General features: G+C 33.8%; 11 protein-coding genes. 4 read left to right on the top strand and 7 right to left on the bottom strand.

What is annotated here, in order from left to right:
* Positions 1–3: 3 nt before the first annotated feature.
* Complete coding sequence (locus ACN5J7_RS11375; protein ID WP_418603988.1) at positions 4–123, top strand: DUF6266 family protein; 120 nt, start codon at positions 4–6, stop codon at positions 121–123.
* A 474-nt stretch (positions 124–597) separates the two neighbouring features.
* Here ACN5J7_RS11375 and ACN5J7_RS11370 read toward each other — a convergent pair whose 3' ends face one another.
* Positions 598–1,158: a hypothetical protein gene (locus tag ACN5J7_RS11370; RefSeq protein WP_418603985.1), complete on the bottom strand. Its 561-nt coding sequence runs from the start codon at positions 1,156–1,158 to the stop codon at positions 598–600.
* Positions 1,159–1,397: 239 nt separating this feature from the next.
* Here ACN5J7_RS11370 and ACN5J7_RS11365 point away from each other — a divergent pair, with 239 nt between their 5' ends.
* The 3 genes from ACN5J7_RS11365 to ACN5J7_RS11355 all read left to right on the top strand — a co-directional run bounded on the left by ACN5J7_RS11365 (position 1,398) and on the right by ACN5J7_RS11355 (position 4,094).
* A complete protein-coding gene (locus tag ACN5J7_RS11365) occupies positions 1,398–2,453 on the top strand; it encodes a serine hydrolase domain-containing protein (protein WP_418603984.1) in 1,056 nt (351 codons plus the stop codon).
* A 61-nt stretch (positions 2,454–2,514) separates the two neighbouring features.
* Positions 2,515–3,240 (top strand): NAD(P)-dependent oxidoreductase, encoded by a 726-nt coding sequence (locus ACN5J7_RS11360; protein ID WP_418603983.1) that lies wholly within the window; start codon positions 2,515–2,517, stop codon positions 3,238–3,240.
* 269 nt (positions 3,241–3,509) lie between these two features.
* Complete coding sequence (locus ACN5J7_RS11355; protein WP_418603982.1) at positions 3,510–4,094, top strand: FAD-binding oxidoreductase; 585 nt, start codon at positions 3,510–3,512, stop codon at positions 4,092–4,094.
* 168 nt (positions 4,095–4,262) lie between these two features.
* Here ACN5J7_RS11355 and ccsA read toward each other — a convergent pair whose 3' ends face one another.
* The 6 genes from ccsA to ACN5J7_RS11325 all read right to left on the bottom strand — a co-directional run bounded on the left by ccsA (position 4,263) and on the right by ACN5J7_RS11325 (position 11,336).
* Positions 4,263–7,538, bottom strand: coding sequence for a cytochrome c biogenesis protein CcsA (gene ccsA, locus ACN5J7_RS11350; RefSeq protein ID WP_418603981.1), 3,276 nt, complete (start codon positions 7,536–7,538; stop codon positions 4,263–4,265).
* Positions 7,539–7,784: 246 nt separating this feature from the next.
* Positions 7,785–9,053 carry a hypothetical protein gene (locus ACN5J7_RS11345; protein WP_418603980.1) on the bottom strand — a complete coding sequence of 423 codons (1,269 nt, stop codon included), beginning with the start codon at positions 9,051–9,053 and terminating at the stop codon, positions 7,785–7,787.
* Positions 9,054–9,070: 17 nt separating this feature from the next.
* Positions 9,071–9,442 carry a plastocyanin/azurin family copper-binding protein gene (locus tag ACN5J7_RS11340; protein WP_311938023.1) on the bottom strand — a complete coding sequence of 124 codons (372 nt, stop codon included), beginning with the start codon at positions 9,440–9,442 and terminating at the stop codon, positions 9,071–9,073.
* Complete coding sequence (locus ACN5J7_RS11335; protein WP_311938025.1) at positions 9,442–9,981, bottom strand: DUF4142 domain-containing protein; 540 nt, start codon at positions 9,979–9,981, stop codon at positions 9,442–9,444. Before ACN5J7_RS11335 ends, ACN5J7_RS11340 begins: the two co-directional genes overlap by 1 nt.
* 76 nt (positions 9,982–10,057) lie before the next feature.
* On the bottom strand, positions 10,058–10,702 hold the full coding sequence (gene folE, locus ACN5J7_RS11330) for a GTP cyclohydrolase I FolE (protein WP_418603979.1): 645 nt from the start codon (positions 10,700–10,702) through the stop codon (positions 10,058–10,060).
* Positions 10,703–10,706: 4 nt separating this feature from the next.
* Positions 10,707–11,336 carry a flavodoxin reductase gene (locus tag ACN5J7_RS11325; RefSeq protein WP_418603978.1) on the bottom strand — a complete coding sequence of 210 codons (630 nt, stop codon included), beginning with the start codon at positions 11,334–11,336 and terminating at the stop codon, positions 10,707–10,709.
* Positions 11,337–11,371 lie beyond the last annotated feature (35 nt).

Here is an 11,371-nt window from a genome sequence, read left to right as displayed (position 1 = left end):
CAAATCATTACAATTCCAAATACCTATGCAGGAGATACAGTAGAGCTATTTATGGCGTTTATTACTGCTGATGGTAGTATTGTCTCAAACAGCGTTTATTTAGGCTCTGGAACAGCTAATTAACGGTTGATGTTTTTATGTATGAAACCACTCTTTATGAGTGGTTTTTTTATGCTATATTCGTAATTGAATTTATTAATAATTGTCTTTAATTTATCCTTTTTAGGTGTTTTTTGTATCCTATTTGTTGCCCAAATGCTCTAACCCCAATAAATATAAGGTAAATTACATATTGTATCGGGAAGTAAATTCATTTATAATAAAAATCTTGAAAATGGCCCTTATTATTTCAAAGGAAGAATTAAGAGCCGCTAACATTCCATAAAGTTTTCCCGGATCTTTTAAAAAACACATATGTATATCTAACGATACCGCTTTTGATAATTTTATAGTCATTTTCAGCAATATAATAATATCAAAAAAGGATCGAGTAACTTGGTTAGGAACCAACGTAGAATTTCAATGGTTTATGGCTTTTTAAAAGAAAGAGTTTCAATGGAAAAAATCATTAGAGAAATACTCTCCATAATATTATTTCTATTTAGGTTTGGTAAATAAAACATAAAAAAAGGAGTAAAATACAAACATTAAAAACAATAAAGCTAAAGAGATTATTCTAACGTTTTCAAACGGTAAAATAATATTAAATAGTCCAATCAACATAGCTATTAATGACATACTGCTTAATTCTTTGTCATTCTTATCAAAACTGCGGCTATAACATATTTGCTTAAAGATTCTGGTTAGTATCGGAATAAAAAAAGAAAATATAAGTACCAAATAAAATGCACACCACTGTGGATTTAAAACGCTTTCGGTAATTCCTAAAAGATAAAATAAAAAGAACATGCTGGCAAGTTCCAAAATATCGAATATAAAATCCAAACCCATATAATCTTTATCCGAATTGTCGTTATTTTGAATATGCTGAACACTAAAGTACAATGCTAAAAACATGGCAAAACCAATTTGAATTTTTTCTTTGTTAAAGCCACCAAGTACAATAAGCATAAATAATGTGCCTAAGACTGCGGGATAGAATAAAGTGTACATTAAACGGTGCAACTTTTCCTGGTCTAGTTTCCTTTTTTCGCTCATACTTATATATTTAATATTCTTCTAATTAAATATAATATAAATAGTTTTAATTTTAACGTGATAATTTTAGGGAAATGCTGTGGCTTTAGCGCCAATTGTTATAATTGAACAATACTGTACCATGTGTAGTTAATCAATTCATCCATACTATTATACAGTTCGGTAATTGATAATTTATTTTTATTGCGTTATCAACCATATTTGCACCATAAATTAAAAAACCATTAAATTATAGGTTCATGAAGAATACCTCAAAGAAAATAAGTAAAGGAAAACAAATTTTTAGAATCGTATTACTTGTTGGGACTTTAATTTCCTTATGGTTTGTGCCCTGGATATTGGTAAAAGCATGGATATTACCACTGCCAGATACGGTACAGGAGCAAGTCGATCAAACTTTAAGTTATGGTTTTGATGGCGTTATTGTATATGTAGATGAAGCCGGCAAACCTCCAGCATTCTATACAGCTGGTTATCATAATAAAGAAGAAAAAATACCAGCCAATCCTAATGCTTTGTTCAAAATTGCAAGTATTAGCAAGGTTTATGTTGCAGTTGCTATCACTAAATTGGCTAATGACAATTTTTTGTCTTTGGATAAAACAGTAGCTGATTACTTTCCAGAACTCGTAGGAAGAATAGAAAATGCTGATAAAATCACCTTACGAATGATGGTACAACACAGAAGTGGCATTCCTAATTTCACGGACAATCCTGATTTTTGGAAAAACCAACCAAACACCAATATAGATGTGCTTCAATATGCATTGGATTTACCGGCAGACTTCGAGCCAAACAAAGATTATGGTTATTCAAATACGAATTATTTATTGCTTTCAAGAATCATAGAGCAAGTTACAGGAGGTAGCCGTCAAGACTATTTCAACAAGGAAATATTAATGCCACTTGGGTTGAAGAATACTTTTGGTTCAATTGATGACGTAAATGTGGACGATGTTATGAGTGGTTATTATGTTGGCATTGAAAAAGACTTCAAAAACGAGAATAATGGAATGATGATAGCTACAGCAGAAGATGTTGGTATTTTTTTAAGAGCTTTAAATGATGGTACATTACTTAATGAAAACGAAATGGAAATCTATGCCTCAATCTATGAATTTAATCATGGCGGATTGGCTCCAGGTTACCAATGTATGGCAGAATACCATAAGGATATTGATGCTGTTGTCGTTCAATTTATGAACACAACCGATTTTGAAGGCTACCAATGGAATTTGTTGGAGATAACATATACACGCGTTGTTAAAATATTACGTAAAGCAAAAGGTCTTTAAGTGAAACAATTGTACTAATACATCGTCTATAAAACAAATAATGCAATCAAAATAAATCAGTATGACAGTTTTAGTAGTGGGTGCCAGTGGTGCCACAGGAAGTAAATTAGTAGAACAGCTTTTGGCTAAAAACCACCAAGTAAAAGTAATTGTAAGATCGCCTGAAAAGTTACCGGAATCATGGAAAACCAATGGTAATCTGGAAATTATTTCTGCTAGTATATTAGAACTAAGTGATACGGAAATGGTTGAAATAGTCAAGGATTGTCAAGCCGTTGCGTCTTGCCTCGGGCATAACTTAACTTTTAAAGGCATTTACGGACAACCAAGAAAACTCGTAACAGATGCTACGCGACGCTTATGCCATGCTATAAAATCAAACCATCCGCAAAGTCCAACAAAGTTTGTATTAATGAATACGACTGGCAATCGAAATCGCGACTTAAACGAACCTATTTCTTTTGCGCAAAAATGTGTTATTGGGCTTCTTCGTTTGTTGTTGCCACCTCATGTAGATAATGAAAAAGCAGCAGATTATTTACGAACACAAATTGGTCAAAACAATAATTTTATTGAATGGGTTGCAGTTAGGCCAGATGGCTTAATTAACGAGGACAAAGTAACTGCTTACGAAATACACCCTTCACCAACACGGAGCGCCATTTTTAATGCGGGTAAAGTGAGTCGTATAAATGTTGGCCACTTTATGGCAAACTTAATCGATAACGACAACTTGTGGGCTACTTGGAAAGGACAAATGCCAGTTGTCTACAGCAAATTGCATTAGAGCTATTACGTGTATTATATTTAGTGACATCGGGTTTACGAAATGTATGAGCTTCGTGTGAATAAACATTTTTTATGCGATGCCGTAAGTTTAAGACTATTTTCAATCGTACTTTGGTATAATTCTATTTTATTGATCAACTTAATAGTTTGATATAAAATTTCACCTCATTTTTATTCCCACAAAACAGCTACATAAATGGAGAGGTTTTTTGTAACTAATTAAGTAAAAATGCATCCAAAAATAAAGATTTTTAAACTTTATAAGAGATGGGTTTTATTTTTCCGTACAAAGCAAAGGTTATTAATGTTATAACCATTAGTCATGACGTTATTTTATTAAGGGTAACGAAACCATTTAAATTCAATTTTGTGGCTGGTCAAGCAGTTGATTTGAGTATCGATAAACCTGGTTACGAACTATCTGTAGCTCCTTTTACTTTAGTTAATGAAGCATCAGACGATTATTTAGAGTTTGTTATAAAAATATATCCAAATTCAAATGGTCTTACAAAAGGTATTGCCCAATTATTACCTAATGACGTAGTTCAACTTTCCAAAGCTTGGGATTCTTACGAATATAATGGCAGAGGAACTTTTATAGCTGCAGGGACTGGTATTACGCCTTTTTTACCCATATTTAAAGACATGCGGGATAAAGGAATTGATTTAAAGAAAGAGCATAGATTAATTTATGCCAATAAGACTAAAGAGGATATTTTATTTTACACAAAGTTAAAAAAGTTATTTAGCTCCAAGTTGTTTGTTACTTTAAGTAGAACTAAATCTAAAAATCTTCATTTTGGTAAAATTGATAAAGATTACTTAATAAAATTTATCAAAAACACAGAATAGCATTTTTATGTTTGTGGCCCTAAAAAATTTGAAGAAGATGTAAAAGCGCACTTAATCACTATAGGTGTAAATCAAAACTATATTCAGACTGGTTACAAATTTTAATCACTCATTTATAATAAAATCATTAATCATAAAGTAAACCAATCATCAAGCTTAGTTAATTATTTAATTAATGTATTGTTTGTTTCTATGTTTTAAATAAGCGGTTAATGATAAGATTAACATACAACAAGCCGTAATATAAATCCATATAGGAATTGGAATTGGGTCGCCAGCTGCATAAGAGTGTAAACCTGCTAAGTAATAGTTAACCCCAAAATATGTAAATATAATTGACCAAATTGCCCACAGGCTGGCTATATTAAAGGTAAGTTTACCTCGAAGCTTCGGAACCAATCTTAAATGAAGCACGACCGCATAAATAATAACCGAAATAAATGCCCAAGTTTCTTTAGGGTCCCAACTCCAATAGCGCCCCCAACTCTCATTGGCCCACATGCCACCCAAAAACGTGCCTATGGTTAGCGCAAAAATGCCTATGGTTAAAGCCATTTCGTTAACTATGGTCAGCTCTTTAATGGCATGTTTTGTTTTTTTAGTGGGTTTAGCACTAAATAATATGAGTGAAATGGTGCTCAACACTGCCGATAACCCAAAAAAACCATAACTGGAAGTAATAATACCAACGTGTATCATAAGCCAATAAGATTTTAAAACTGGCTCTAAAGGAGTGATCTGAGGATCGAGCATGGAGCCACCGTGCGCAAAGCCCATCATAATCATAGCTACCAAGGCCCCAGCAGCAGGAATAAAAGCATTCCGGTTTTTATAAAGCAATAGTCCGGCTAGTACACCCATAGCTGAAATAAATATGATGGCTTCATAACCGTTGCTCCATGGTGCGTGCCCTGAAAGAAACCAGCGGACCGCTAAGGCTGTTGTTTGAATAATTAATGCCACAATTAGTAACACCGACATTGATTTAATTAAAAAACGAATACTCCGATTCTGCTTCGATTCTATTGAAAACACCTCTGCAAAACCAAGAATTATCATAAAAAGCCCCAAAAAACTGTAAGCAATCATTAACCAAAAGAAAATGTTTAAATGGTTATAAAGAATTTCCAAATTCACTTTTAAGGCTGTTGGGACAACGTCTTTTCCAAAATTTTGTTGAAATGAATTTATGTTTTCAAGAACTTGATCTGCTTTAGTCCAGTTTTGGGTTTTTAAACCTTTTTTAACACCATTAAAATAATCGTTCAAAAACCCATATGCGGTTTTGTCAATTTCAACTACATTTTCATTAGTACTATAAATCCAACTCGTCCATGTATTTAAGGGGTCGTTTTTTATAGGAATTGCCGTTGTGTAATACCCAAATGCAATATTGCTAAAAATATTGAATCGTTCGGTTACTTCTATTACGGCTTTGTCATAATTGGATTGGTCGGCTTTTCGTTTACTAAAAGATTTGCTGTTTTGTTCATCTAGCTTATAAATTCCGGTATTTGTGTCAACAAGATTTGTATATGATGTGTAGCCTTCCCTATTAGCACCAGTTTCTTTAATAAGTTTATCACCTCCTTTTTTACTAACTTTTATCAAAGGTTTGTCTGCCCAAAAACCAGGGTCAATTTGCATTGAAATAAACCATTGGTTAGAATTTATACGAATATTATTATTTTGATAAGCGTCTTTTTTGTAAAGTTTTCTAAGTAGTTCTAAGGTGTGTGTGTTCATAGGTTTTATTCTACCTTGAAAATCCTGAACCAAAAGATGCCCAAATTTTTTGGCATGATTAGGATTAATAATTCTATTTGGTCCAAGTTCTTCTGGTTTAGCAAATTGAGCGTTTGCTCCAAGAAGTGGCTGCTTAGCTCTTGCCGTGTCTGTAATTTCGGCTTTATTGTTTTGGGCAATACAGGGGGTAGTGCCACCTAAAAAAGCTACAAGCAATAACAAATGAAACAGATTGCGGTTTTTTTTATGTGTTTTTTTTAATGATTTATTCAGCTTCCAGAAATAAGTATCTTTCCAAAATAAGGTAAAAAACATACCAATAAATAATAATGAATATCCGAAATAGGTCATGTTAGTTCCCCACTTATCTGCATTCACCGAAAGAATGGTTCCCGTTTCATCCGGAAAATAACTGGCTTGAAAAAAACGATATCCTTTATAATCCATAACATTATTCATATAGATATGATGTTGTTTTTTATAACCGGTGTCTATAACCGTTATTTTGCTCTCGTACGAAGAGGGATTGTTAGACCCTGGGTAGCGTTCAAGCAAAAAATCATCACAGCGTAAATGAAAGTCTGTGTATAATATTTTAGAGCCAAATCCTAAAGATACATTTAAACCGTTGATAGTTATGGTTTTATCAAACTGGGTGATGCCTTTTCCTCCCTTGATTATCAGGGTGTCCGCGAATTTTCCCGAGCTTACTTTTAACCGGATAATATCCAAAAGATTTTTATTGTTAGGATTGCTCTTATCACTTTTATAATAAACGATTTTTCCTCTAAAGGTGTTTTTTGGAATAATAAAACTGGTGTTGTTTACTGTATAAAGGGCCCTTTTGTTTAATAATGTATATTTATTTGCTTTGATTGTTCCTGAGTTTTGAGCGAATAAAGACGAGTCGATTACCACGCCTTTTTGTTGACCTTCCATGGAAAAATATTGACCGTTTGTAGGAAGGGCAATTTTAAGAATACCTCCTTTTTCTTCCAACTGAACAGCACCTTTAATTGGCTTGTTGAAACTAAATAACATCCCATTGATTTTTTTAGTTTCCCCAATTCGTATATAATTATTTTTTCGGCTACCTTGTTCAATAGTTATTATATGGAGCATTTTCTCTCCTTCTTCTGTTTTTTGAATGGAATCTTTCGCTAACGGGATGTAGTCGAGTGTTTTAAGTGTAATAATTTTATCATCAAACTTATAATTTTGTTTGAAAGTTCTTTTAAAGGGCCACTTTGTGTTTTTAGCGTTAAAATATGACATCATATATGGATGCTTGTCGTAACTGAGTGTTTTATTCCCATCAGAGACCACTAGTTTGAAATAGGTAAGGTCGCTGATTATCTTATTGGTGGTTTGTCCTTCTTCAATGGGCATTTGTCCTTCAAAGCCCGTATATCGAGTAATTGCACCTCCTAAAAACATAAAAATAAATGCCAAATGAAATACGAGTATTGGCCACTTTTCTCTTCTTGTAAGCCTATAGGTTTTTATATTAACGGTAAACAAGGCAATAAGCCAAAGCATAAGGATTTCAAACCAAGTAGCGTTGTAAATTAATGTTTTCGCCGTAGCGGTATCATAATCATTTTCAATAAAAGTGGCTACGGCCATGGATATGGCGAATACCAATAACAGAACGGTCATGGTTCTGGTTGAAAATAAAATATGTGTTAAGTGTTTCATTAAAACTTGTAAATAGTTGAAATATTATAAAACCAGTGCCGATAACTTTTAGCATGGTTTTTCATTACACAGAAAGAGGAGGGAGGTCTTGTAAATGCATAGGTCTTTAATAGGTTGATGTTTGGCTATTTTAAAAAAAATGCACCTCCTTTTTAAAATAGATTCCCTTAGGGAATTCCGCTTTTAAAAGAGATGCATTTAAAAAAGCAACATAAACAACCACTTTTGGTTTACTAACCCCTTTTTTTAAATAGATTTTAAATATTCGGTAAGATCAGTCTTTTCAGAAGCGCTTAGGTTAAGATTGTTTTCTAGGTTATATCTTTCAACCACATCGGCCAATGTTGCTGCAGAGCCATCGTGAAAATATGGGGGATGCTGCCAAATACCTTTCAATGGTGTAACCCGCCAAAGTTTTGTTGCAGATCGCTTTACATAATCTTTATCAATTGCCACCGATGCACTTTGTGGGTGCAATTTTCCGCCTTCAATAACATCGGTAAATAAGGGCCCGGAATGGCAGGTTGCACACTGTCCTTTTCCCGAAAACAGCACCTTGCCTCGTTCAGCTGCAGCCATATCAAAAGAACCCGTTGGTGGCTTTGGTGCGGATATTGAAAATTGATATGCTTGCAATGCCGGTAGTTTATCTGTTACTAAGTCGTCGCCTTCTCTGTTGTCTACTACCAAACCAAGGCGTGGGTCTTCAAAATATCCGTGGCCTCGCATTTGAGTTACGGCCACATATCTATTCCAATAAGCCACTGGCCCTACGGGTTCGTGCTCTACATCGCCATCACCTGTAAAAATAGCTTTGGGTAAACCATATAAACCAAATGCAGGAGGAATAACCACGGGGTTGTTTATGCCATCATTATTGAATCTTGGGTCGTAAATTCCGGGTCCCCAAGACGCATAAATATCTTTAGTAGCTTGATCTAAAGCTGGCGATAATGAAATGATTAATCCTGGGTTTAAATCTCTGTTGGCCCAACCGTCCAATCGATTCCCTATTCCAGGAGCAAATGAGTCGTCAACAGTTGAGTGGCATAGGGCACAAGTAATACCCACACGATCTAATTTTAAACTACCATCTTCTTTTTCGCTAACCTGTCCTTGAACACCAACTACAGCGTTAAGTTGCAAGAGTGTTAATGTGGTTTGCGGATCTTCTAAATCTACATCTCCGTTTTGAATAGCTGTTACCACGGCTTCTGGTAAAGCCGCGGCATCAACTTTCAACCCAACACTTAACGCTGTGGCAGGACTCACAGCACTTTCTATGACTTGATTCATTTGTAATACATCGGTCCAAAATGTTTCATCACCAAACGTATCGTATCTAAAAACTTGTTTTCCTTGTTCCACCAATTGTGGATCTAATGGGGGTAAATTTAAATTACCCTCACCCGGTGGGATTGTGATAATAGTACCAGAATCGTCTCTATCACAACCCACTGCAGTGATTAAAAAAATGAAAACTCCAATTATTTTAATGATATTATTTAATTTCATAATTACTTATTTTATTATTATTTAGCTAGTGTAATAGTACCTTTCATGACCTTATGAAGATTGCAGAAATACTCGATGTCCTCATTAATTACTTTCGACCACTTTTCGCCTTTATTAAAAGGTTTTGACGTCCATTTATGGCTTAGCTCTTCGGTAACATCATGAGGCACAAAATCTTTATTAATCCAAACAACAGTATCTCCTTTTTTTACGGTTAAATTGGCGGGATTAAATTTCATTCTAAATATGGTTACCGTATGTGTTGTGGGCGCTTTGGAAAAACCCACATTGTTTTCTGGATTTTTATAACCCATTAAAAACATTATCAGTAAAATTAATGCCGCAAAAAACAGTAAATATTTTGAAATTGAAGATTTATGTGTTCGCATTATTTTGAAATTTTACTTCGTGCCATTTTTGCATGCCCCAAATGTGCTTCTAATGCCGGAACAACTGCCTCCAATAGGTTTTTTAATTCTGCATTTTTGGCTTGCGGAATTAATAAGCCGTTAACTGCATCAATAACTGCTTTATGGTATGCAACTTCGTTATCAATGTAGGTTTTGTCAAAATCTTGTTTTTTGGTTTTTTTGAGCTTTTTAAGGGTTTCTTTTGATTGTTTTAACAAAGATTGGCTTACCTCATTATCTTTGGGAGTTACACCTAGTTTTGTAACCAACGCAACGGCTTGTTGAATTACAGCGTTATGATCTTCCATCATCCTGTTGGCAAAATCAATAACCTCTTTGTTTTTAGACCGCTTAATAGCCATTTTTGCATAATCAATATCTATTTGATTGGCAACAACAGCCACAGAAGCTATTTCTGAATCATTTAATTTTGGCGTTTCTTGGCCCCACATCATGTTTGGTATCGATAATAACAATACGCAAGTCATAATCAACGTAATTTTAATTTTTGTATTCATAATTTTGTTGTTTTTAAATGTATTTGCCTTTTTGATGCAAATAAGCTTTAGGGGTTACAAATTTTCTCTAAAAAAGTTATTTGGTTATAGAATTAATAAATCTTGACTTTTCTTTATCTTTTGAAAATTTTCCACTAAAAAAAGTTGTTTTAGTAATACTGTCCCTGTCTTTAATACCACGAGAAGCTATGCATAAATGGTTAGCTTCGATATAAATGGCCAAATCGTCTGTTTTTAATAAATCTTTTAGTTTTTGTCCAATTTCAACTGTAAGTTTTTCTTGTATTTGAGGTTTGCTGGCATAGAACTGAACAATGCGATTAATTTTGGACAACCCAATAACTCTGTCTTTTGGAATATAAGCCACTGCTGCTTTTCCGAAAAAAGGAACAAAATGATGCTTGCAATAAGAGTGTACCGCAATGTTATCAACCACAACCATTTCACGATAACCACTAGCGTTTTCGAAAAAAGATATTTTTGGAAAATTATTTTCATCCAGCCCTCTAAAAATCTCATTGATATACATTTTTGCCACTCGTTTTGGGGTGTCTTTTAAACTTGGATTGTCAAGGTTTAACCCTAACGTTTCCATTATTTTACCAAAATGATATTCTATGGCTTCTAATTTTTCTTGATATATTGTGTTTTGATGTAATTCTTGAATGCTATTACTTGATAAAACCTCGGTTTTATACATTCCTTTACCGTTAATTTTCATGGGTTTAATATATTGTTTGGATTAAATTTTGATTAACACCGAGTTTAACTAAGTCCTTTTTTGCACTTTTTAGCAAGGAGATAGGTCCGCATAAATAAAAATTTTGATTGGTGTTACTTATAGTTGCTTCTAAAAATTCATAATCTATATGGCCAAAAGCGTGATGACTTAGATGATCTCTACTTAATATATTGTGAAACCTGTTTTGTAATATTTCTTTAAGCTCCTTTTTAAGGATGATGTCTTGTGCTTTTCTGTTGGCAAAAATTAAACGATGGCCTTCTATATTATTTTGTTCTTTTAGCAATCTTAGTATGGGGATAAAGGGTGTTATTCCAGAGCCAGCAGCAATAAATACTCCCGGACCTTTGTATGTGAAGGAATCCCATGCTTCAGAAATTAAAATGCTATCATTAACTTTTAATTGGGCTAGTTTAGCGGTAATTCCATGGTGTTTTTGATAGATTTTTATAATAAACTGTAGGTCTTTATCCTTTTCATAAATACTCGTAAGTGTAAAGGGGGCTTTTAAAAAATTTTTGCCCTCAGGTAAGGATATTTCTACTGCTTGACCAAGGTTATAAGTAAATGGTTCTGGCTTTTCAATTGACAATTGAATAACATTGTGTGCCAACCATGATTTGTTTAATACTGTGGATAAATAGTTCA

The organism is Hwangdonia sp. (genome assembly GCF_048381975.1).
GTDB classification, from domain to species: domain Bacteria; phylum Bacteroidota; class Bacteroidia; order Flavobacteriales; family Flavobacteriaceae; genus Hwangdonia; species Hwangdonia seohaensis.
Note: the sequence above shows the minus strand (reverse complement) of the source record. Positions and strands in the feature narration are given on the sequence as shown.